This window comes from Neolewinella sp. (genome assembly GCF_965214665.1).
Taxonomy (GTDB): domain Bacteria; phylum Bacteroidota; class Bacteroidia; order Chitinophagales; family Saprospiraceae; genus Neolewinella.
In genome coordinates this window covers 3,962,094-3,984,646 of record NZ_OZ243970.1, presented here as the reverse complement: position 1 = coordinate 3,984,646, position 22,553 = coordinate 3,962,094, and the positions used below count along the sequence as shown (strand labels likewise).

Annotated in this window: 24 protein-coding genes and 1 pseudogene; 18 read left to right on the top strand and 7 right to left on the bottom strand. The window is 59.3% G+C overall.

Annotation, left to right across the window (positions count from 1 at the left end):
• Positions 1–28: 28 nt before the first annotated feature.
• The 9 genes from ACOOHD_RS17040 (at position 29) to ACOOHD_RS17000 (ending at position 5,297) form a co-directional block, all read left to right on the top strand.
• Complete coding sequence (locus ACOOHD_RS17040) at positions 29–532, top strand: RNA polymerase sigma factor (RefSeq protein ID WP_420459077.1); 504 nt, start codon at positions 29–31, stop codon at positions 530–532.
• 97 nt (positions 533–629) lie between these two features.
• Complete coding sequence (locus ACOOHD_RS17035; protein ID WP_420459076.1) at positions 630–1,181, top strand: GbsR/MarR family transcriptional regulator; 552 nt, start codon at positions 630–632, stop codon at positions 1,179–1,181.
• Positions 1,178–1,372, top strand: coding sequence for a hypothetical protein (locus ACOOHD_RS17030; protein ID WP_420459075.1), 195 nt, complete (start codon positions 1,178–1,180; stop codon positions 1,370–1,372). The genes ACOOHD_RS17035 and ACOOHD_RS17030 overlap by 4 nt, the downstream gene beginning before the upstream one ends.
• Positions 1,363–1,491, top strand: coding sequence for a hypothetical protein (locus ACOOHD_RS17025; RefSeq protein ID WP_420459074.1), 129 nt, complete (start codon positions 1,363–1,365; stop codon positions 1,489–1,491). Before ACOOHD_RS17030 ends, ACOOHD_RS17025 begins: the two co-directional genes overlap by 10 nt.
• A 42-nt stretch (positions 1,492–1,533) precedes the next feature.
• Positions 1,534–1,764, top strand: coding sequence for a DUF433 domain-containing protein (locus ACOOHD_RS17020; RefSeq protein WP_420459073.1), 231 nt, complete (start codon positions 1,534–1,536; stop codon positions 1,762–1,764).
• A gap of 339 nt (positions 1,765–2,103) precedes the next feature.
• Entirely contained in the window at positions 2,104–2,841 is a 738-nt protein-coding gene (locus ACOOHD_RS17015; RefSeq protein WP_420459072.1) for a DUF2071 domain-containing protein, read from the top strand.
• Between the two features lie 154 nt (positions 2,842–2,995).
• Positions 2,996–3,613, top strand: a complete 618-nt coding sequence (locus ACOOHD_RS17010) for a class I SAM-dependent methyltransferase (protein ID WP_420459071.1) — start codon at positions 2,996–2,998, stop codon at positions 3,611–3,613.
• Entirely contained in the window at positions 3,594–3,995 is a 402-nt protein-coding gene (locus ACOOHD_RS17005; RefSeq protein WP_420461449.1) for a hypothetical protein, read from the top strand. The genes ACOOHD_RS17010 and ACOOHD_RS17005 overlap by 20 nt, the downstream gene beginning before the upstream one ends.
• Positions 3,996–4,043: 48 nt before the next feature.
• Positions 4,044–5,297, top strand: a complete 1,254-nt coding sequence (locus tag ACOOHD_RS17000; protein ID WP_420459070.1) for an ATP-binding protein — start codon at positions 4,044–4,046, stop codon at positions 5,295–5,297.
• A 4-nt stretch (positions 5,298–5,301) separates the two neighbouring features.
• On the opposite strand, the gene ACOOHD_RS16995 is transcribed toward ACOOHD_RS17000, so the two are convergent.
• Both ACOOHD_RS16995 and ACOOHD_RS16990 read right to left on the bottom strand, forming a co-directional pair.
• Positions 5,302–7,575, bottom strand: a complete 2,274-nt coding sequence (locus ACOOHD_RS16995; protein ID WP_420459069.1) for a hypothetical protein — start codon at positions 7,573–7,575, stop codon at positions 5,302–5,304.
• 40 nt (positions 7,576–7,615) lie between these two features.
• Entirely contained in the window at positions 7,616–9,049 is a 1,434-nt protein-coding gene (locus ACOOHD_RS16990; RefSeq protein WP_420459068.1) for an oligosaccharide flippase family protein, read from the bottom strand.
• Positions 9,050–9,239: 190 nt separating this feature from the next.
• On the opposite strand from ACOOHD_RS16990, the gene aroQ reads away from it, so the two are divergent.
• Both aroQ and ACOOHD_RS16980 read left to right on the top strand, forming a co-directional pair.
• Complete coding sequence (gene aroQ / locus ACOOHD_RS16985) at positions 9,240–9,662, top strand: type II 3-dehydroquinate dehydratase (protein ID WP_420459067.1); 423 nt, start codon at positions 9,240–9,242, stop codon at positions 9,660–9,662.
• 53 nt (positions 9,663–9,715) lie between these two features.
• Complete coding sequence (locus ACOOHD_RS16980; RefSeq protein ID WP_420459066.1) at positions 9,716–10,483, top strand: Bax inhibitor-1/YccA family membrane protein; 768 nt, start codon at positions 9,716–9,718, stop codon at positions 10,481–10,483.
• A gap of 197 nt (positions 10,484–10,680) precedes the next feature.
• Here the strand turns inward: ACOOHD_RS16980 and ACOOHD_RS16975 are convergent, their stop codons facing one another.
• A complete protein-coding gene (locus ACOOHD_RS16975) occupies positions 10,681–11,730 on the bottom strand; it encodes a M20/M25/M40 family metallo-hydrolase (protein ID WP_420459065.1) in 1,050 nt (349 codons plus the stop codon).
• Between the two features lie 447 nt (positions 11,731–12,177).
• A complete protein-coding gene (locus tag ACOOHD_RS16970; RefSeq protein ID WP_420459064.1) occupies positions 12,178–13,236 on the bottom strand; it encodes a hypothetical protein in 1,059 nt (352 codons plus the stop codon).
• A 218-nt stretch (positions 13,237–13,454) separates the two neighbouring features.
• On the opposite strand from ACOOHD_RS16970, the gene ACOOHD_RS16965 reads away from it, so the two are divergent.
• From ACOOHD_RS16965 to ACOOHD_RS16955, 3 genes and pseudogenes are all read left to right on the top strand, one after another.
• Positions 13,455–13,703 carry a hypothetical protein gene (locus tag ACOOHD_RS16965; protein ID WP_420459063.1) on the top strand — a complete coding sequence of 83 codons (249 nt, stop codon included), beginning with the start codon at positions 13,455–13,457 and terminating at the stop codon, positions 13,701–13,703.
• Between the two features lie 19 nt (positions 13,704–13,722).
• Positions 13,723–14,484 (top strand): 3-keto-disaccharide hydrolase, encoded by a 762-nt coding sequence (locus tag ACOOHD_RS16960; protein ID WP_420459062.1) that lies wholly within the window; start codon positions 13,723–13,725, stop codon positions 14,482–14,484.
• A gap of 85 nt (positions 14,485–14,569) precedes the next feature.
• Positions 14,570–15,328: pseudogene (locus tag ACOOHD_RS16955) on the top strand (amino acid permease); the annotation flags it as partial.
• Between the two features lie 658 nt (positions 15,329–15,986).
• Here the strand turns inward: ACOOHD_RS16955 and ACOOHD_RS16950 are convergent.
• Complete coding sequence (locus ACOOHD_RS16950) at positions 15,987–16,838, bottom strand: nuclear transport factor 2 family protein (protein ID WP_420459061.1); 852 nt, start codon at positions 16,836–16,838, stop codon at positions 15,987–15,989.
• 33 nt (positions 16,839–16,871) lie between these two features.
• Here ACOOHD_RS16950 and ACOOHD_RS16945 point away from each other — a divergent pair, with 33 nt between their 5' ends.
• Together ACOOHD_RS16945 and ACOOHD_RS16940 are read left to right on the top strand one after the other, a co-directional pair.
• The gene (locus ACOOHD_RS16945) at positions 16,872–18,854 is read left to right on the top strand and encodes an alpha-ketoacid dehydrogenase subunit alpha/beta (protein ID WP_420459060.1); all 1,983 of its coding nucleotides are present in this window, start codon (positions 16,872–16,874) and stop codon (positions 18,852–18,854) included.
• A 66-nt stretch (positions 18,855–18,920) separates the two neighbouring features.
• Complete coding sequence (locus ACOOHD_RS16940) at positions 18,921–19,325, top strand: DUF5606 domain-containing protein (RefSeq protein ID WP_420459059.1); 405 nt, start codon at positions 18,921–18,923, stop codon at positions 19,323–19,325.
• Positions 19,326–19,712: 387 nt separating this feature from the next.
• Here ACOOHD_RS16940 and ACOOHD_RS16935 read toward each other — a convergent pair whose 3' ends face one another.
• Positions 19,713–20,447, bottom strand: coding sequence for a glucosaminidase domain-containing protein (locus ACOOHD_RS16935; protein WP_420459058.1), 735 nt, complete (start codon positions 20,445–20,447; stop codon positions 19,713–19,715).
• Between the two features lie 72 nt (positions 20,448–20,519).
• The gene (locus ACOOHD_RS16930; RefSeq protein WP_420459057.1) at positions 20,520–21,341 is read right to left on the bottom strand and encodes a hypothetical protein; all 822 of its coding nucleotides are present in this window, start codon (positions 21,339–21,341) and stop codon (positions 20,520–20,522) included.
• A gap of 3 nt (positions 21,342–21,344) precedes the next feature.
• Between ACOOHD_RS16930 and ACOOHD_RS16925 the strand changes: the two genes are divergently transcribed.
• Positions 21,345–22,058, top strand: a complete 714-nt coding sequence (locus tag ACOOHD_RS16925; protein ID WP_420459056.1) for a porin family protein — start codon at positions 21,345–21,347, stop codon at positions 22,056–22,058.
• A 65-nt stretch (positions 22,059–22,123) separates the two neighbouring features.
• A complete protein-coding gene (locus tag ACOOHD_RS16920; RefSeq protein ID WP_420459055.1) occupies positions 22,124–22,477 on the top strand; it encodes a phosphoribosylpyrophosphate synthetase in 354 nt (117 codons plus the stop codon).
• Positions 22,478–22,553 lie beyond the last annotated feature (76 nt).

Genomic DNA, 22,553 nt, shown 5'->3' with positions numbered 1-22,553 from the left:
ACCACGTGGCACCAAGAATTCCTAAAACATGACTACCCAGGAAATTCACCAGCTCAACGGTAAGCTTTACCAGGAGTGCATCAGCTACGCGCTGACGCTGACTAATAATGTCGTCACCGCCCGTGACCTTGTACAGGATGCCTACTACAAAGCCTTTAAGCACGAGCAGCAGTTCGAACCGGGCACAAACCTGCGCGCCTGGATCAAGCGTATCGTGTACAACACCTTCGCTAGTGAATACCGCCGGGAAAAGCGGCGGCGGGAACTATTTCAGGAAGCTCCCCGCCGGGACCACTGGATGGTCACTGCCACCACCGACAATAGTGCGCCCGCCGAGATCGAATCGAATACTATCCTCCAACTCGTGGATCAGTTAAAGGACATCTACCGCCGCCCCTTTTTACTCCACCTGCGGGGCATGCCCTACGACCAGATCGGGCGGAGTTTCAATATTCCCATCGGCACGGTAAAGAGTCGGGTCTTTGTGGCCCGCCAGCAGCTACGTGTACTGTTGACTGCAACCTATCGCTAACCAAAATTTGTGCAGTGTTATTACAGACCCTTAGAGGGGGCCGCGCCCTCTTGCCACTTAAATTCTAATTATAGCGACCAACTAAGTTCATTCAACCATGTTACCTAACAAATCCGAACCAATCGAACTTGCCGGCTTCGAGCCCCGCAAGTATCCACAGCAGATGGTGAAAAATATCAAAACCAGGGTAGAGGAGATAGGTATCTTTTTCGAAACTACGGGCCTGACGCCCATGGAGGCCCGGGTATTTGCCCTACTGCTCCTTGCCGATCCGCCCGCCATGGAATTCTTCGCTATTCAGGAGTTTCTGGGGGCTAGTAAGAGTACGATCAGCAACGCCCTGAAGCGGTTGATGAATGAGGGCCGGGTGGACTACATCACCAAACCCGGAGATCGGAAGCGCTACTTCCGCGTCAGCTCCCAGAAGTGGTTGCAGCAGATTCAGGAAAGCTTCGCTACTATCACGCCTTTCGTAGCCACGATGAATAAGGTGCTCAAGCTTCGGGAGCAGACCGACAGTCCTAAGTTCAACAAGGATCTGCGCCACATCCAAGAATACTTTCTCCATCTTGAGCGGGAGCTTCCCAGGATCAAGGAGAAGTGGGAACGGCAGCAGAAAGAGGACACTAAAGCTGGCGAGCGGGGATGATCGCTAAAGAATTCACGCAAACTGCCCTAGCCCTAATCTGGCTCACCAACGGCCTCTACTGCAAGGTCCTCAACCTAGTCCCCCGCCACCAGGAGATCGTGGCCGCCATACTGGGCCCCGCCCACGCCCGCGAGCTTACCGTTACCACCCCCGGCCGGCGGCGGGCCTACAGATCGGCGTGGTGCTGCTGATGAACCTCCTGGAGGTGACGCTGGTGCCGGAGCTGCTGCTGTGGGGGCGGTGGAACGAGGTGTTTGCGCTGGGCTTTGCGGGGGTGGTGTGGTGGACGTACTTTAGGCGGGGGCGGTAGCCAAAACTAGGTTCATAGCCCTATCGTTAACTTGATAAATACATGATCATGACCATACATGACGTAGTTAGTGTTTCTGCGGAAGTACAGAGCGGAACGCCCGTCTTTCGCGGTACTAGGGTCCCCGTTAAAAATCTGTTTGATTACCTGCGTGGAGGAGAATCTGTGGAGGAGTTTGTCCATGATTTTCCCTCAGTTAGTATTGATCAGGTAAGGACGCTGCTTCACCTGTCCGAAGCCATCGCTACGATGAACGTGCCTGTAGATGCTTAAGGTACTGTTAGACGAGAACTTACCGCGACCGTTGCGTAATCTTTTTTCAGAAGAATTAGTGGTAACTACTGTTGCTGATATGGGGTGGGCTTCAACGAAAAACGGGATACTCATGCGGTTAATGGTGGAGGCGGGCTTCACTCATCTAGTCTCCGCCGACCGTAACTTGGAATTTCAGCAAAACATTGACTCCTATTCGATCCAGTCAGTTGTGCTAATTACTTTCGATATTCGGTTGCACTACTTGCGGCCTTACGTACCTATGCTCGAAGCTGCGATCTGTGCCATGAATGCATCAGATAAGATCATACATTTTGACCTGACCGACCAAACTCCTTAGTGCTACCCCTCCAGGACCACCCCTTCCCCGTCCGCGCCCACTTTGCCTCCTTCCTGGTGGTGACCTTTGGCGTGCCGGTAGACCGGGTACGGCCCCTACTCCCCCCCTGCCTCACGCCCGATATGTTTCGGGATGAGACCGCGTTTATTGCCGCCGCCCTCGTCGATACCCGGCACCTGCGCCCCGCCGCCCTCCCCCAGCTGTTCGGCCAGGACTTCTTTCTCATCGGCTACCGCGTCTTCGTGCGCTACCGTAATCAGGCGGGAAGGAACCTACGCGGGCTGTACATCCTCCGCTCCGAGACCAACCGGCGCCGCATGCAGTGGCTCGGCAACCTGTTTACCCACTACGGCTACACCACCACGGATATTCAGCAGCGGCAGGACGGTGACCGGCTCTTGATCCGCTCCCTACGCTCCGATTTGGACGTACGCGTGGATACCAGCGAAGAGAACCCTCCCCTACCCCCCGACTCCTGCTTCGCCAACTGGAAGGAGGCCCGCCGCTTTGCCGGTCCGCTGCCCTTCACCTTTACCTACAAGCCCGCGAGTAGTAAGGTGCTCATCGTCGAGGGCGTACGGCAAAATTGGACGCCCCGACCGGTACGGCTGCTGGACCAGCACTTCGGCTTCCTCGACACGCTCGGACTGGCCGGTGCCCCCGCCGTCAGCGTATTTCGGATCACGAACGTTCCCTACTACTGGCGCGCCGGCAAAACGGAGCCCTGGCAACCGTGACGCAGCAGCAGCCCCAACACCGCCGTCCCCTTCAGGGCGTGACTAACATCCTGCGCTTCAACTGGCATTTCTACGCGCTGGCCGCCGGGGTGGTCATGCGTGTACAGGCGCGATATGGTGGGTTCCCGTCAATTGGCGGGTATATGCAGTTGGGTTGGCGGGGTTGGTGCTGGGGTCTACCCTAGTCTCCCTCCTGGCCTCCGCTTATGTGTATGATCTATCGGACTTCTACCGGCTCAATTTCGTAGGGGGCGGGGCCGCAGGTGCAAAGAGGGCGGTAAATATTAACGCAGGGTTCGACGAGACGAGTCAGATCCTCCGCGAACGGTTTACGGAGGCGGAGCTAGTGGTGCTGGACTTCTACGATCCGGCGCGGCATACAGAGGTGTCGATTGCGAGGGCGCGGCGGGCCTATCCACCCTACCCCGGTACACGGACAGTGACAACGGAGACCCTACCCCTAGCGGATGCCTCGGTCGATCGCTTATTTCTGACGCTGGCCGCCCACGAGATTCGGGATGTAGAGGAGCGAATAGCCTTCTTCCGGGAATGCTGCCGCGTGCTGGCCCCCGGTGGCCGGGTGTACGTCACCGAGCACCTGCGCGATGCGGCTAACTTTGTGGTGTACAACATCGGCTTTCTCCACTTTCATAGCCGCCGCAGTTGGCTGGCCACCTTCGCTGCAGCCGGTCTTAGCGTGGTGGAGGAGCGCAAGACTACCCCCTTCGTGTCCACCTTCACACTTGCTGCCGGTGCTTCTGCTACAGCTTGAACTAGCCGGATGGCTACTGTTAGGCCTGGCGCTAGTGCATGTCATCTTCCCCCGCTACTTCGACTGGCGCAACGAGCTGCGCCCTCTCAGTCTGATCAACCGGCAGATGATGCAAGTACATACCTTCTTTATCGCGCTGACGGTGGGGTTGATGGGGGTGCTCTGTCTTATAGCCACGGAGGAGTTGGTGGCTACCCCGCTCGGCCGGCTCATCTGTCTGGGACTGGGCATCTTCTGGCTCGTGCGGTTGGTGGTGCAACTCCTTTGGTACTCACCGGCGCTGTGGCGGGGGAAGCCCTTTGAAACGGTGGTGCACGTATTCTTCATTGGGCTCTGGAGTTGGTTGGGGGGGTTGTTTTGCTTTGTCTACTTTGCAAATTGAGGTACATTTTGCCCAATGGGTTGGGCAAAATACCTTTACTTTTGTTGTATGAATACCTTAGACGGCAAGTTAGTACAGCGACACTATGCCCTCACCAGTGCGGTGCCTACTGCTTTTGAGCGGGAACTACTGGGTGAGATAAATTGGGACAGTGCAATGGTTGCCGTCGTCGGCCCCCGCGGTGTAGGTAAGACCACCCTATTGGGTCAGCGTCTGAAAAATCTTGCCCTTCCCCCCACGGAGGCGCTTTACGTCGACCTGGGTGATTTGTACTTCAAGGCCAACCGGCTGATCGACTTTGCGGAAACCTTCGTCGAGCAGGGAGGTAAGTACCTGTTCATAGATGAGATTCACCGCTACGGTTTTGCTACCTGGGCGGAGGAACTCAAGATGATCTATGACTTCTACCGCTCGCGCCTACGGGTGGTATTTTCCGGCTCGTCGGTTTTGAAGCTGCTCAACCAGTCGGCCGACCTCAGCCGACGGGTACACCATTACTATCTCCAGGGCCTCTCCTTCCGGGAATACCTCATCTTGCGCGAAGGCGTAGAACCACCGCTACTCCAACTTGAGGACGTTCTAAATCGCCACGGTGAGCTCACGCACCTTGTCATCATGGAGCAGAAGATCGAGCCCCTGCCCCACTTCACCCAGTACCTCCGCCGGGGCTATTATGGCTTCTTTATCGACGATGAGCTAGGCTACTACGACCTCGTCAACCAGATCGTCCAGCTCGTACTGAGCGACGACGTACCCCACGCCACCGAAATGCGGGCCGCTAACGTCGATAAGCTCTCCCGCCTACTCCAGGCCGTCGCTACTTCGGCACCCTTCAAACCAAACATTGCCAAGCTAGCAGAACGTACCGGCCTGAGCCGCAACACCCTGATCGAGTACCTTACTCTTCTGGAACGCGCTAGCCTAACCATCAACCTCCGCTCGGATGCAAAGGGCATTGCCGCCCTGGCCAAGCCCGACAAAGTGTACCTCGATAACCCTAATCTGATCTACGCGCTGAGTCCCGATCGGGCACACATCGGTACGGTGCGCGAGACCTTCTTTCTTAACCAGTTAAACTACCTACAGCGCCGCAAGCTTGCCTTTGCTCCCACCATCGGTCTACCCCCGAAGGGTGATTTTAGCTACCGCTTCCGCGACACTAACTATCTTTTTGAGATTGGCGGACCCAATAAAACCGCCGTCCAGATCGGTACCCAGCCCGGTCACTTTACGGTAGTGGATGCAAAGATCACCACGGCCCCCCACCGCATTCCACTCTGGCTATTCGGTCTGCTCTATTAATAGCCTAATGCTCCCCCAGCCACACCGGCTGCACCATCGCCCCATTCGTAGCTACGTCGTAAGCAGCAAAGCGGACCCACTTCTTATCGCCCACCGCAAAGGGTAGTTCGAAGCGCTTACTACCGAAGGCCGGCAGGTCGGTAGTAGCGATGACCTCCCGCTGGGTAGCCACACCGTCACTCCAGACCAGCTCGACGAAGTCCAGGGGAAAGGTCCAGCTTACCTCGGCGACGATGGTGCGGTCCTCCCCGCTACCCTGTACCTCAAAGGAGGGGATAAGCACCTCGCCGGAGGTCACGAAGTAGTCGCCGCTACGTAGGGCATCGACGATGGGGCTCATGTCGTCTACCGACGGCACCGCATCGATGCGCAGGTAGTTGACCGGGGCCATGGCGTAGGCCTCGTCGTAGGGGGGCTTGCCACGCTCGCCCAGATCGGAGCGGGCCTCGGAAATCGCCATGGCAAACTTGGGGCGGATGTCCTGACTTGCCAAATAGGTATTCGTGGAGTCCCAGAGGGCCAGGAAGCGGTACTCACCCAGGCGCGTCTCGGAGGCGTCGATGCCCATGCCCCAGCGAAAGCCCATGGCGAAGTAGTTGGGGTGGCGGAAGTGGTCGGTCTCGAAGTTGGCCCAGGGGTAGCCGGTCGACCGCTTTGCGTCGGGGTGCGGCAGGGAGATCAGCACGTCCTCTCGCTCGGTCATCGCCATCATGTCGGCGGCCGTACCGAGGTTGTACACAGTACCGTAATCAGGGTGCTCCTCGTAGAGCGGCTCGCCGGGCTGCCGGTCGGGGCGCCAGTAGATGGGGTGGCTGGGGATGATCTCGTAGTGCCCACCCAGAAAGGGCTTGCGGCCGCCGGTGCTGTTCTCGTCACTGGGCATGAGGAGGAAACCGTCGTCCGACTGGTTGCGGGCGGCGGTGTAGTAATTCGCCAGATCCTGGAGGTAGAGCTCGCCGGTGTCCTTACGCCCCGGGCCCCGGGCCCCGTCAATGACCGAGTAGATGTCCATACCGATGCCCTTCATCGTGGCCACGTCGTTGACGCGCTGGTCCAGTCCCCCGGCCCGCTGCAGGCGGTCGACCAGTCCGACGTGGTAGTGGTGGCCCATCACCCGGTGGCCGGGCAGGGGGCGGAAGGTATCGTCGTTGGTGTAGGCCAGTACCTCTTCGATGGCTCCCTCCGCGCTGCCCCCACTGAGCTGGTAGAACACCGGCATCCGCTGCTGGGTCCCCGGCCGGGCGCTGTACAGGGCAAAGTTCTGGTAGAACTCCGGGTCGTCCTCCCCCTCCGCCTGGCGGATGCCGAAGGAGAATTGGTCGGCGGTGTCCCGGCGGTACCAGTTGTAGCCCAGGTTCTCCTCCGATTCGCGGGCCCAGTAGAAACTGTGCGGTGGCGCGAAAGCGGCGATGGACCCGCCCGGAAGCTCGGCGACCAGCAGGCGGTTGGTGGTCTTGAGCGTTACGGGTGCGGCGTTCACTGGACCGCCCAGGCGGTACTCCTGGAGGCGGCGGGTCAGGTCGCGCCACACCAGGCGGGTACTGTCGTCGATGGCTAGTCCCGCCAGACCGGCATCGTACTTAAAGGCTACGGAGGGTTCGTCGGTGCTAGCCACCAGCGTCTGTCGCACCAGCCCCGACCCCCGGAATACGTCAAACTGGAGGTAGCCGGCAAACACCCCCGCCGTGGCGTTTGGGAAGGTGACGGTAAGTCGTGCTCCGTCCGTCACCACTTTTCCGCCCGCGGCGGCATAGGTAGCTACCGTGCGCTCGATCTCCTCCGGCTGCCGGGGCAGTCCGGGGTGGTTGGCGTAAGGCTCGGCGGCGGGGATGGAGGAGGCGTGGGACAGCGGCGGCTCGTCCGTTGTGAACAGCGGCGCATCCCAGAAGGCATTCCATTTGATCTCGTCGAGTTTTTCGGCGGTCAGGGGCACGCCCAGTTCTTCCAGGGGCTCGGTCTGCTGCATGGTCACTCGCCGCACGCCGCTCACGATGCGGTACTCGGGCCGCAGGTCGGTAGCTAGGATCGTCCAGTCAGCGCTACCCTCCCGTACGGCTAGCTCGGCGATGGTCGGGGTGCCAGCTACCACCGTGAATACCATGCGGAACTCCTCGGCATCCGCTCCGTCCCAGGTGAGGGTGAGTCCGGCTGGGTCGGCCGTAGCAGTCAGCCCGTCCTGCGCTTCATAGTCCCCGAGGTCCCACTGTTCCGCAACACTTTGACTAATGAGTAGACCTGTTATGAATAGCAGTGGTAGCAGTAGAACGCGAGCTAGCATAAGGCAGTGATTTATGAGAAAGATACTTTCCTGCCACCACTCACCGTCTCCGCAGCAGGTCTAGCACCTCCCCCACCCCGAACAGCCGCAACCAGAATACACTCATCAGCCCGCCGAAGCCCAGCGCTAGAAAGCTCGTAAACCAGCCGAGATCACTACGGGTCAGCAGCACGGCTACCAAGGCCAAACTCCCCCCGTGTACCAACATCCGGCCCCACCCCACCGTAGCCAGGGGCAGCCGTAGCCAGCGGTGGGCCAGCGCCGCCTGCACTACGGCTACGAACGTCTGCGTTAGTAGCGTCACCGCCGCCGCCCCCGGAGCGCCGTAGCGGGGTAGCGCCCAGAGATTGCCGGTTACGTTGAGTAGGATGCCGAGAGCAAAGACGTAGTTCATCCGGCCCAGCAGTCCGGTGGCCCCCAGCAGCGCCCCATAGGCGTAGTTGAGACACTGGGCCACGAAGGTAAGGGCGAGAAAGAAGAGAATACTGGCGGTACGTGGCTCGGCGAAGTCGTACAGCAGCTCCACGATCGGACCGGCATAGGCCGCCACCGCCACCGCCACGATCAGACTGCCCCCTACCAGTAGGTGCACACTGAAGCGCAGCAATTCCGTGATGTCTTCGCGGCGGGCGTGTAGTCGAGCGTACATGGGTAGTAGGAGTCCGGCCAGCAGCCAGCCCACCGTATTGATGGCATCCAACAGCCGGTAACCGGCCGCGTAGTGCCCCGCCGCCTCCGCCCCGGCCGGCAGCAACCGCTCGATCATGATGGCGTCGGTGCGGCTGTAGGCGGTCTGCAGCAAGATGGCCAGCGCGAAGGGTGCCCCGCCGCGAAGTAGCATCCACAGCGTTGCCGGACGGAATTTGGGTAGACGAAAAGAGACCCTCCCCCGGAGCAGCCAGCCGAGGGCCACGGCCGTGATCGACCAACTCAGCACCTGCGCCCCCGCAAAAAGCTGGATGCTCAGCCGGCCGGGAAAGAACAGCAGCACCGCACCGATGCCCGCGATCATGCAAACCTTGTCGAGGATACTGAAGGCGCTGTCGAGTGCGTAGCGGCCCAGTCCGACCAGGTTAGAGCGTAGGTAGAGGACCAGGCTGTTGAGCAACTGCCCGGTGCCGATAAGGAGCAGCAGACCGATCTGTGCACCGCGGTAGCCAAGGATAATACCGGCCGTGACCAGGGCCATGAAGAATACTATGCCCAGCACCGCCTTAAGTGCCAGGAAGTAGGGAAAGTACTTGGCAACCAACTGCCGGTGCCCACTGATGGTGCGGCTATTGTACAACTGTAGCCCCGCGTCAGCGATGATTTGTAGAATCATACCTAGCCCCAGCAGCGAAAAGTAGAGTCCGTAGTCAGCCTCCGGCAGCAGGTTCTGCACCGTGCGCTCGATGGCGAAGAGATAGGTGCCCTTGACCGCGAGGTTGAGGGTGAGGAGGAGGAGGGCGTTGCGGAAAAAGGAGGAAAGCATGGAATAGACCCTTCGGGGTAGACCGCTGCGCGGGTAGACTTCCCTTCGGGAAGGTAGATCGCCTGTCGGCTGGTTAGAACAGCAAGGTAGGGGCAAAATGAGCGGGTCCAGTTACCTTACGAGCGCAGCGAGCTGAGCCGCCCTTAACTCCCTAACCCCTTGACTCCCTAACCCCTTAACCCCTTGCCCCATGCTACAAGTAATGATCATCAACGGTCCCAACCTCAACCTCCTCGGCCGGCGCGAGCCGGAGATCTACGGTGAGGATACGTTTGAGGACTTCATGCTGCACCTGAAGGGCAAATTTGTCGACTCCGACGTAGAGCTGAGCTATTTCCAGAGCAACCACGAGGGCGAGCTGCTGGATAAGCTGCACGAGATCGGCTATAACTATGACGGCATCGTGCTCAACGCCGGGGCTCTGACTCACACGAGTATTGCTCTGGCCGATGCGGTGGCGGCCATCGAGACGCCGGTGATCGAGGTGCACATCTCCAACGTACACAAGCGGGAGGTCTTCCGGCAGCACTCCTATATATCGGCGGTCTGCGAGGGTTTGATCGTGGGCTTCGGGCTCAGGGGCTACGAGCTGGCGGTGCAGTATTTTGTGTGACGCACAACGTCTATTGATGTTAGGTGTTTTATTCTTACACTAAACAAGCTTACATGTCCTTATCCGATCGCTTCAAACAGTCCAGCAACCCCATTCTGAGTGAGGAGCGGCTGGCCAAAGCATCCCAGCGACCGCTCGACGGCGGGTTTATCACCCGGGCCGATGATACCGTGATGACGGTGAGCGGTGCCGTCAACAAGACGTTTCTCCTCGGCCTGCTCCTGCTGGGTACCGCGGTGTATTCCTTCCTCTTTCCCAGTTCGCTCTTCATGTGGGGCGGGGCCATCGGTGGTCTGGTACTGGTCTTCGTCATGGCCTTCAAGCCGAATCTTTCCGGTACGCTGGCACCCGTCTACGCCCTACTGGAGGGCTTATTCGTGGGCTCGGTGACGGCCATTTACGCTGCCGGTTTTGGGACCGGCCTGGTTTTCAATGCCATTTTGGTCACTATCTCCCTGCTGTTCATGATGCTCTTCGTCTACAAGGCGGGCCTGATCACGGTGACGCAGAAATTCCGTTCCGGGGTCATCATGGCTACCGGCGGTGTGTTGCTGGTCTACTTACTAGATATGGGTCTGCGCTTCTTCGGTGTTAACATGCCCTTCCTGCACGACGGCGGGATGCTCGGCATCGGTATCAGTCTGGTCATCATCGGTATTGCTACCCTCAACCTGCTGCTTGACTTCGATAGCATCGAGCGCGGCGCGGCCATGCGGGCCCCGAAGTATATGGAGTGGTTCTGCGCCATGGGCCTGATCGTGACCCTGGTGTGGCTCTACGTGGAGGTGCTGCGGCTGCTGAGCGTGATGAATCGCGACTAGTATGGTTCGTACCGCGGCTAGAAGCCACGAACCAACGAACCAAAAAACGCAGGGGATAACGGCCAGTCCGTTATCCCCTGCTTGCGTTAACAGCCAGTTGATAGTAGTGAGTACAAAGTGAGGCTGCAGTATTCATCATCAAAACTGTAGCCAAAACGGGCGGCGGTACGCAGACGCTGCCTGGCCCACAAAATCTTTTACAGATTCTTTAACAGCTGGGTATACATCGCCACGGCCTCGGCGATCTCGTGTACGTGGATGTACTCATCGGCCGTGTGGCTGCGGGCACTGTCTCCCGGACCTAATTTCAGGGTAGGAAAAGGCAGCAACGCCTGATCACTCAGTGTGGGCGAACCGTACAGGCGAGCAGTGGGGCGGGCCCCGCGGGATGCAACGACCAGGGGATGGGCCTCGGTAATGGCGCTGCTCTGGAGTCTTAGGCTGCGAGGGGTGAGCTGGCTGTGTTTGCAGACGGATTGAAGTTCGGCTACCGCTTCCTCGTTCGTATACGCCTCATTGACCCGTAGATCGACCACGAAGGTGCAGCGGTCGGGCACTACATTATGCTGGGTGCCGGACTGGATGACGGTGACCGTAGCCGAGGTAGGACCGAGCAACTCGCTAGAGCGAGAAAAGGTGTGGCTGCGGATAGCGGTGATGTCTTCGATGGCTAGGTAGAGCGCATTAGTGCCTTCTTTTCTGGCGGCGTGGCCGCTTTGTCCCATCGTTTCGCCGTCGAGGACGACCAGTCCGCGCTCGGCAACGGCCAGGTCGAGCAGGGTGGGCTCGCCGACGATGGCGGCGTCGATGGGCGGCAGGAGGGGCAGCAGGGCGGCAATACCGTTGGGACCACTGATCTCCTCTTCGGCGGTGGCGGCTAGGACAAGGTTACAATTGAGATTGGGATCGTTTTCCAGCGCGATAAAGGCAGTGATAAGGCTGACCAGGGCCCCGCCGGCGTCGTTGCTCCCCAGTCCGTAGAGTTTGCCGTCGATCACCTCGGCGTGGTGGGGGTCGCGGGTGTAGCCGGCGGCGGGCTTCACCGTATCGTGGTGGCTATTGAGCAGGATGGTGGGCTGGTCGTCGCGCCAGTGGCGGCTGGTGGTCCACACGTTATTCAGGTAGCGGTGGGGGGTGATATCATTATCGCGGAGATGCTGTTCGATAAGATCGGCCGCACTATTTTCCTGCCTACTGAGTGAGGGGGTTTGAATAAGCTGTTTGAGAAGGGTGAGCGGGTCGGTCATGCGGTAACTGTAGCGACGGCTTTAGCCGTCACGTTGCCGGTGTGGTAAGCAGCGTGACGACTAAAGTCGTCGCTACAAAGTTAGAGTCGGTATCCCGATACGTCCTCCTCCTACGAAACGGCTACTGAACGCATACCCCAGGGTAGGAGCAGCGTAGAACAGTGCGTACTTCAATTCCGGGATGATCGTCAGTCCCACCAGGTTTTGGGAGCTACTGCTTACACTGAACTCCCATCCATCGATAAAGGGCGAATTGAGGGTGAGAAGACGGTCTCCCTTACGGATCTAGGCGGTGGCGGTCAAGGATGCTACATAGGAGCAGCAGCAGGGTAAAGTAGCGCATAGGCTAGGCGTACCATGTATGTTATAGGGAGACGCGAAAAGGTCGAGGCGTTGTACGCCGAGTGTGGTGGAGTTATTGACTCGGCGTACAACGCCTCGACCTAGCTAGAGGAAGAAGCGGATGCCAAGGTTGAGACCGAAGTCCAACTCAGTGCGGTACTGCTCATTAAATACCCTATGCTGTAGCTGAGGACCAACCTCCAGAGCCACATTGTCCCGGAGAAAGATCTGCGCTCCACCCCCGCCTAGCAGGTATACGTAGTTTGCACGGTAGTTCCCCCTAACGGATGACTGAATGATGTGGCGGTCATAAGACACGCCTGCCTCAGCGAACCACACAACGTGCCGCGCCGTACTGAAGTAATACCGTGAGCCAATGCCAACACCTAGGACGTAGCTCACGTCCTTCTCATCCCCCGTACTCAGTCTAATACGCTCAGCGGCACGTGCGGCAGCTACAGCAACACCAAGGGCCACGCGGTCAGTGAGGAAGTAATAAGCACCTAGTTCGGTACCGTAGGACGTAGACTGCTCCCGTAAACTAAGGTTGACACCCTGCGCGCCCGCCATGAGCGTTCCCCTCTGAAAATTACTTACCGCCCGTCCTTCGGGCCGGTTGTTCTTTCCGAGCACGAGTTGAAGGCCCACTCCGAGGGAAAGCGCGCTGTAGGCCTGACCGATGCCATAATAACCTATAGTAGGCGTAAATAATACCCCCGCTGCCAGCGGATAGTGCAGTCCAATTTGTGGACTGATACTACTGAAGGCGGATACGCGGGCAAAGTCGTCCACGGAAAAACCGGTGCTTAACTGCCCGAAAATCATCAAGTCTCCTCGGTTTACTGCATAGTACCTGAGGTATGGACTTAGACCTACGTAGGCTGCAGAGCCATAGTCGTTATAGTACCCGATGAAAGCCGTATAGGCACCGACGGTGATGCGCGGACCCAGCATCCACCCATATTCCGTTGAGGCAAGGAGCGAGCCGCCCCGAAAGCGAGAATAAACTGCTAGCTGAGCCAGGTTAGCCCCATTTAGTGGACTAGCTCCGGTTAGGTCGCCGGAGAATGATGATTGCACAGTGAGCAGCCGGTCCCCCCGTTGCAACTGTGCATACCCAATCGTACTCAAACCAAGCAAAAGACTCAGCGTAAAGTAGCGCATGACCACAAGATTTTTGGTGTGAAGCAATGAGTGAAGCTACGCGCGGGCAAGCCTATCCCGCAAGATCGTTGGGCTGCTCACCGTCACCTTTAACGAATATTTATGCCCCCCACACCACATCGGCCAGCATTTCTTGTTTCTCCCACATTCCCTTGCACCCGCGGCCCCGCCCTCCTGGATGCCTGGAATAAGTTCACCTTGATCAAATCACTCTACCGATGCTAAAATCTTGCCTCCTCACCTTACTAACCTTCGCCCTGTTTGCCTGCGGAGATGGCGGTACCGCCGCCGCTGTAGAAGTACCCGCCGTGGTGCAAAGCGCCTTCGAAGCCTCCTACCCCGGTGCCACTGATGTGACCTGGGAAGAAGATGGCGACCACTACGAAGTGGAGTTCGACTTCAACGGCGAGGAGTTCGAGGTGGAATATTCCGCCACGGGCGAGCCGCTGGAAATGGAGGAAGACTGAGAAGTCCTACCTTGGGAGTATGCGTGTACTCCTACTGCTTTTACTTTGCTCTGCTGCTATTCTCTCTGCCCAGGAAGAGGGCGGTGAACCGCTACTTTACGACGCCGCGCTGACCGGCTGGTCGGTACTGATCGAGGGGCGGGGTCAGGTAGGTGTGGCTGATCAGGAACACTTCGTATGGGAGGATTCCGTGCTGCATGTGCTGCCGCGGACCCAAGCCGGTAGCATCCAGCCCTTCGCGCTACTGGTCACCGATAGCAGTTACTCCCGCTACGACCTACACCTGGAATACCGTTGGGGAGAGAAAAAATTTGCGCCCCGAGATTCCGCCGTGCGCGATGCCGGTGTACTCTACCACGTACACGATACCACCGCATTTTGGGCCGGTAGCCTGGAGTGCCAGATCCAGGAGGGCGATACCGGCGATGCCTGGATCATCGATAGCCGGGTACGGGCTAACATCAATGTGGATGCACAGAATTTCAACCCCACCGACGGGATGATCGAGCAGCGCGGTAGCACGGGCGATCGGCGGTATGCCCGTGTGCCGCGGCAGTACTGTTGGGAGCAGCCGGGCTGGAATAGTATAGATCTGGAGGTGCGGGGAGATTCGGCGCGCTACTACGTCAATGGTCACTTAGTAAACGCGGTGTTTGCTGCGGAGAAACCCGGGGCCACAGCGGGTGAGTGGGTTCCGTTGCGTAGCGGGCCGGTAGCGCTACAGGCCGAGGGGGCGGAGCTGTACTACCGCAGTGTACTGCTACGGCCATACGAGGAATAGGGCTATACGCTGTTACCGCCACCTTTCTCCAACTAGTCGTATCCGCCGGGTGTTTGTACTGGATTAACTACGCTACAACACATCCGTGGACACCCCCCTCAAGGCCCAGCACCACCCCGAGCTCGGCCAACTCGCCGCAACGGCGATCTGTGGCAACGACATCAGCTCGTCTTGCCTCTACGTCTCCGCTCTCGCTATTCTCTACGCCGGCCAGTACGCCTGGATCGCGCTGCTGCTGGTCGGCGGGGTACTCTATTTGTTGCGTAAGATCTACGGCGAGGTAGTCGGTGCTATCCCCCTCAACGGCGGGGCCTACAACGCGCTGCTCAATACAACGAGTAAGTCGACGGCCTCGCTGGCCGCCACGCTGACCATCCTGTCGTACATGGCCACGGCCGTGATCTCGGCCAATGAGGCCATGCACTACGCCCATACGCTAGTACATACACTACCCATCATCCTGGCCACGATCGCACTCCTGGCCCTATTCATGGGCCTGGCCATCATCGGCATCGGGGAATCGGCCAAGGTGGCCATCGGCATCTTCGTGTTTCACCTGCTGTCGCTGACGCTGCTGGCGGGTTTTACCGGGTACAGCCTACTGACGGAGGGCCTTGGGATATTCATGGCCAACAATGCGGAGCCTATCATTGGAGGCAGCATCACTACGGCGCTCTTTTTCGGGTTCTCAGCGGCTATGCTGGGCATCAGTGGCTTCGAGAGCTCGGCTAACTTTGTGGAGGAGCAGGAGCGCGGTGTATTTCCAAAGACGCTGCGCAATATGTGGATCGTGGTCACGGTCTTCAACCCCCTCATGGCCTTTCTGGCCCTGGCTACGCTGCCCACCGCCATCCACATCGAGTTCATTCAACTGCGGGGCAATTTCGGTCCGGCGCTCATCGAGCGGCTCTCGCAGGAGTGGAAGATTCCCATCAACTTTATGTTCATCGCCTCACCGGACGACCACTTCCCGTATAAGGTAGAGGATTTGGGGGGGGTACGGCTGATTATTTAGGAGAAAGATAAATGGGGCGAGACCGTATTCAGTATTCAGTACCGGCCTCCTAAAGTAGGTCAAGTGCCTTACGGCGCTCGACCTACCAAACATGAGAGACGCTAGGTGGTACAACCAGCCGGGAATCAGCTACCCACCGGCGCGGTATAAAAGTACGTGTAAAAGTCACAGTGACAACTAACCCGGACTCCCGCGCTGCGGTGTAGGCCTCTGAATTGTAGGTGTAGTACCAGGCTCCCTTGCGCGAGGTACTTAGGTCTTTTTCGTCCTGTCGCTCCAGGTAATGCATCTTACGGAGGCGGCAACGGTTGAGTCGATTATTCAATAACCCAAGGATGATACAGTCTACGGCTAAAAGAAGTCGGTCGGAGTGAGCGTAGGTAGTCAGGCAAGGAGATGAATTTAAAGGTCAATCGGACAATTCTATGACTGTTAGATGGACAAATATGCTCTTGTCCCCCATTCGGCCATTTCAATTGAATCTCCTTTATTCCTTACCGATTAGTGCACGGTATCCTTCCATACGCTCGTTCGGTACGGCTACACTTAGGGTGTAGTGGACGATCTTCCATTCCCCCGCCGCATTCCGTTCGGCGATACCGGTGCCCCGACATGGTCCCATCCAGGTATCCAGTAGCTCGTCCCAGTAAGCGGTAGTAGCGTACGGATCATAGAACACGTGCCGCTCCCTAGCCGTAAAGTCCCAGGCCTCCCCCGCCGCGAAGTAGGGTCGGGCAAAGGCTTCGAATTCCGCCTTTGTCCAGTGCTCCGCCGGATCGGTACCGATGTACACTGCCGAATCACTCAGCATCCCAAAGTAAGTAGTGGCATCGGCCCGGGCGGCGGCGGCGTGCCAGCCATCGGCCAGGTCGCGCAGTTCTTGCTCCACGCTGGTGGTATCCGGCAGCGTACAGCCCGTAGTCCGTCGGGTATCCGCGATATTTAGAAGCTGCCACGTACCACGCGTGGTTTGCATGAGTTGAAAGGCATTGGTCCCGCAGTGGTGCACCTCTCCGTTCAGCACGAAGGTGTAGGGCGTCCAGGCCGTAGCCAGGCCTCCGTCAGTCCGGATTTCCGTATAGTGCAGTTGCTCGTCGAGCGTACCGGGGGCCGTTTGGTTTAGGGCGGTAAGCCAGCTTTCGATACTGCCCTGCTGCAGGCCACCATCTTCTCCCAGGGAGTTGAGGCTAGCGCGGGGGTGAAACAGGGCGGCCATCCCGGTAGAGTCCCCGCTACGCATCCCGTCAAACAGGCGCAGCAGCACCTCACGCGGAGTATCCTGGGCGCGCACGCAGGTGCAAAGCAGGTGGAATAGCAGAAGAATCAGTCCGTAGCGCATGTCCAATTATACAACTACTTACTTTTACCTCCTATGGTAACTCAGCCCACTACCGACTACGCCCTCGACGAAGCCACGCTCCTGCGTCTGTACGAGCACCTCCTCCGCCCCCGCCTCATCGAGGAAAAGATGCTCAAGCAACTCCGCGGCGGCGTGATCTCCAAGTGGTTTTCCGGCATCGGACAGGAGGCCATCAGCGTAGGTTGCACCCTGGCCCTGGAGCCCGACGAGTACATCTTCACCATGCATCGCAATCTAGGCGTGTTCACCAGCCGGGGGGTGCCCCTGGAGCGGCTTTTCGCCCAGTGGCAGGGTAAGCCGGCCGGATTCACTAAGGGCCGTGACCGCAGCTTTCACTTCGGCAGTAGCGAGCACCACATCATAGGCATGATCAGCCACCTCGGTCCCCAGCTTGCCCTGGCCGCCGGCACCGCCCTGGGCCATAAACTCCGCGGCGAGCCGAAGGTCAGCCTCGCCTTCACCGGCGATGGGGGCACCAGTGAGGGTGATTTCCACGAGGCACTCAATATCGCCGCCGTGTGGAAACTGCCCGTCATCTTCGTCATCGAAAACAATGGTTACGGACTCTCCACCCCGGTCGGCGAGCAGTACGCCTGCGAGAGCCTGGCCGACCGGGCGGTGGGCTACGGCATGCGGGGCGTAAGCATCGATGGCAACAACATCCTCGAGGTCTACGACACCATCCGTCGATTAGCCGAGGAGCTCCGCCACGCGCCCGCCCCCATCCTGGTAGAGTGCCGCACCTTCCGGGTACGCGGCCACGAAGAGGCCAGCGGCGTTAAGTACGTGCCCGATGCCCTGATCGAGCGCTGGCAGGCCCGCGACCCCCTGGATACCTTTGCCAATTACCTGCGTGAGGAGGGACTACTTACCCAGGAGCGGGAGCAAACACTCGCCGCCGCGATCAGAGCAGAAATAGAAACCGCCCTGGCAACCGCCGCCGAGTTTCCGGAAGTCAGCGCCGATATGCAGCGCGAGCTAGCGGATGTCTTCGCGCCCGTATCCCCAGCTCCCACTCCTACCCCCGGACGGGTACGGGATCTTCGTTTCATCGATGCCATCAGCGAGGGCCTCCGCGAGGGCATGCGGGCCTATCCCGAGCTGGTGCTGATGGGTCAGGACATTGCTGAATACGGCGGCGTATTTAAGATCACCGAGGGCTTCGTGGAGGAGTTCGGTGCGGACCGGGTACGCAACACACCGCTGTGCGAGAGCGGGGTGATCGGTACTGCCCTGGGCTACGCCATCGGTGGCGGAAAGGCGATGGTGGAGATGCAGTTCGGCGACTTCGTCAGCTGCGGCTTCAACCAGATCGTCAATAACCTGGCCAAGCTGCACTACCGCTGGGGGCAGTCGGCCGATGTGGTCGTGCGCCTACCGGTGGGCGGTGGCGTCGGGGCCGGCCCCTTCCACAGCCAGACTATGGAGAGCTGGTTCACGGCCGTACCCGGACTCAAGATCGTCTACCCCAGCAGCCCGCAGGATGCCAAATCTCTACTACTAGCTGCCCTGAACGACCCGAACCCGGTGCTTTTCTTCGAGCATAAAGCCCTGTATCGGTCACTGACCGGTCCGGTTCCGGAGGGCTTCGTAGCCAGTGAGCTAGGTAGGGCCCGGGTGGTGCGTGAGGGTACTAGGCTCAGCATTATCACCTATGGGGCGGGGGTGCAGTGGGCCACACAGGTCGTCGCGGCACTAGGTGAGGACATCGAAATCGTCGACTTACGTAGCCTAGCTCCCCTTGACTACGCAGCGATCCGTGCCACTGTCACCAGGACCAGTCGTGCCCTCATCCTCCACGAGGCCTCTCTCACCGGCGGCTTCGGCGGTGAGCTAGCCGCCTGGATCGGCGAGCACTGCTTCGAGCAGCTGGATGCCCCGGTACGGCGGCTGGCGAGTGTGGATACGCCGATACCGTTTGCGGGAGCGCTGGAAGCGGAGTACCTGCCGGAGGGTCGGTTGCGGGGGGTGATCGAGGAGTTGCTGGCGTACTAGGCGTTGGACGCTTTCGAAGCGTCCAACGCCTATACAACCTACCTTCGCCCCCGAAACACTAGCCGTATGAAATTTTCCGACATCATCTCCGTCAGTGGTCTGCCCGGGCTCTACACTATGGTCACCGAGCGCAAGGGCGGCCTCATCGTCGAAGCTCTCGATACCAAAAAGCGGCACTTCGCCCCCGCCCGCAAGCACCAGTTCGCCCCCCTAGAGAGCATGGCCGTCTACACCGAAGACGGCGACGCTGAGGGCCTCCGTAAGGTTTTTGATCGCATGCAGGAGCAGCAGGAAGATAACCCCGCCCCCGCCCCCAATGCCCCTAAGGAACAGCTCTTCGACTACCTCGAAGACCTCCCCATCTACGCCCCCGCCCCCAATGCCCCTAAGGAACAGCTCTTCGACTACCTCGAAGACGTGCTCCCCATCTACGATAAGGACCGCGTCCACGCCAAGGGGTTAGGGGGTTAAGGAGTTAAGGGGCGGGGATGCTCGCTCCGCTCGTTGCTCCCCCAGCGCCGCAGGCGCTGGCCTCCGTTTACCTCCCTATAACGCATTTGCCGCGCGTAGCGACATCAAGCGGCTGCTGAAGTGGTACCACTTTTTGGTGAATAATGAGGTCTTTGGGCGGCTCGGTACCGAGGAAGAGGAGTGAACAAGGGGTTAGGGGGTTAAGGAGTTAAGGGGCGGGGATGCTCGCTCCGCTCGTTGCTCCCCCAGCGCCGCAGGCGCTGGCCTCCGTTTACCTCCCTATAACGCATTTGCCGCGCGTACTCTGTGAGACCTCTGTGAATCCCTTTATGGAAGGGCGCTAGCCCTCTCTGTGGTGAACCGACCCCGCACGGCCACACCAAACACTCAGTCAAACACCCCAAGCCCATACCCCTCCACCACCCGCACAATCTCCTCCGCACGGGCCCCGGTAAAGCCCAACTCCTCTAACCCCAACGCCCACCGCCGGTAATCCCGCCCGTCAAACTGCCGCAGGCGCGCAAACTCCCCCTCCGTCACGTAGGTACTGAAATCCCGAAAGCTCGCCCAGGCCGTCTCGTACTCCCGCAGGCAAGTACCGGAAACATAGCCCGAAGGCCCCGCCCAACCGCGATCACACCCCAGCCCGAAGTAGCTGTTCAGCTGCTGGGTGGCGGCAGCCTGTCCCGCCTGACTGTTCAGTAGCCCCACGGCTAGTATGACACTCGCCGGGATGCCAAACTTATCCCGCTCCGCCTGCGCCACGTGTCCGAAACGCTCCACGAAGGCCCGCACCCGCTGCTGCCCCTGCCGGCCGAGCAGCTCCACGCGGTCTACTTTGTCCGCCCCACCGAAGAAATTGAAGCGCGAGAAGAAGCCGCCCGACCGGGCTACCGCGGGCTGCTCATCGCTCAGTAGCAGTGGCAGCTCTTCCGCCCCCGCCGCCGGGTCCTGGGGCTGTAAGGGCACCGTAGTCGGCGTCCCGTTCAGCTCCGGGTGACCGAGGCGGACGTTGAAGTTGACCTGCTTTTGCGACAGCAGTATCAGCCCTCCGAAAATTAAACCAATACGCAGCCAATGCCGGCCGACGAAGGCCGTCAGGCGAGTGAGTAAACCATTCATTTTTTGCAACCTTTTTCTACAAGACGATGCGACAAAGCTAAGCCATCGCCATGAATCAAACAAATTGTTTGATTAGTTTTTTTTAGCAAACTCCGTCACCCGTAGGCCCAGTTGGGTTGGATCGGCAGTCAGGTAGCCCTCCGCTCCGACGAGTATTCTGCGCTCCGCGGCCAGCGTCTCCGGTAGCCCGTCAATGGGCGTTACGGCTAATTGACCGGGGCGCCAGAGCCAGCCGCCCCTGGCCCCCCGGCCTAGTAGGTGCGGAGCGTTCCAGGAGATGTCCTCGGCGGCGGGCAGCTCCACCCAGCGGCGAAACTGTCCGTAGTTGGTGAACTCGGCCAGCCGGCCTACGTCCGGAAAGTACAGCATCACGGCATTGCGGGCTACGAAGAGGGCCGTCGGTTCCCCGGGCTCATTGAGCTCTAGCCGCAAATTGTTGGTTTGTTGGTCCACCTCGCCGCGGTTGTCGAGCCGCACCAGGCGGTAGGCCCAGTTGTCGAACACCCAGATGCCGTTGTCGTAGCTGCGCGCGATCACCCCCGGCTGCTCGATGGCTGGATTACCGAACAGGTCCAGCCGATCCAGCTCGCTCAGTGTGCGGTCCAGCACCACCACCGTACCGTAGTCGCGGTAGTAGACCAGAATCTGAAAGGGATTGGTCACGTCCACGTAGTCGGGCGAGCCCAGGCTGCTATCGTACCAGCTGTAGGTATTGGCCCCCAGGGGATTACGGGTCACGAGGCGGTCGTCAGCCAGCAGGAAATAGGGCTTGCCGACGGGGTCGAGGAAGAAGTCGACCACCACCGGTACGGTCTGCGCGGCGGCAGAAATACTCCCCGCTACACACCACACCAGCACCAGTAGCCGCATCACCATACTACCTTTAACGCGCAAACCGTGACTTTCATCGCACCCCCTCACTTTTCGTTGCACCCGCGGCCGCGCCCCCTGTTGGTAGGGCTGTGCGTACTGTTGTATCTGCTGGCGGGGACGCAGGTGCTGCGTGCTCAGCAGGGGGATAGTACCGCCCTGACGCCCCGCCTGCAAGTGGGGGTGGTCGGCGGCCTGATGGTCCATGAGGTAGACTTCACGCCCAACGTGACCGTACAGACCCTACCCGGCCGGAGCTACGGACTGGCCGTGCGCTACTTCGATAAGCAACTCGTCGGTTTTCAGGCCGAGGTGAGCTACGTGGAGGCCGGTTGGCGCGAGAATTATGGACCGGATACCACGGTCTACGAACGACAGACCCGCTACGCCGAGCTCCAGCTCCTGACGCAGTTCAGTGTGGGCCGGGGGGTGGTGCAGCCCATGCTCCAATTAGGGCCTTACCTATCCGTGCCGCTGTCAGAGCAGGAGGTACTACCGGCCGATTTCGTTCCCGAGACAGAACCGCCAAACAGTTACCGTGGTCGCGAACTCCCCTTCCGCCTCAACTACGGCCTGCGGGCGGGCGTGGGGCTTAATCTGGAGCTTGGCCCCGTGACCGTGCAGCTCGAGGGTCGCTACCTCCAGGGTTTCAGTAACCTGCTTAAGCCCGGGGAGAGTCAGGCCGCAACCAGTATCCGGCGGGGATTCGGGGGGCAGGCGGGGCTCTTTTTCGCCTTGTGAGGCAGTGTGCGAACTACCGTGCCCCCGCCGGCCTTATATCTTAACACACGCAAAATTTTACGCCCGTGCCGATCATCCATGACAATCCCTACGAAAGCCTCTCCTTCGCCATTGAAGATCTCAAGAGCAAAGGTTACGACCACGACTTCAACCAGAAGGAGGAGTACCTCGAGTGCAAACAAAATAACAACAATTACCGGCCGGAGAACTTCAAAATTACCCACACCTACCGCTTCGAGGGTATGAGCAGCACCGGCGATAACTCCGTGCTCTACGGCATCGAGGCCGGCGACGGCACCAAGGGCCTCCTGGTGGATGCCTACGGGGTGTACGCCGATAGCCTGAGCGAGGAGAAGGATACCGCTTCGAGGATGATCGAGAAGTTTCGCGTGGAGTACGAGGACCCCGATGAGGTTTAAGCAACAACGCCTCCTCCCGCATCACCGCTAGGTGATGGCCTCTGTTTACCTTTTTGTCGCAACCCCTCTGTGAAAA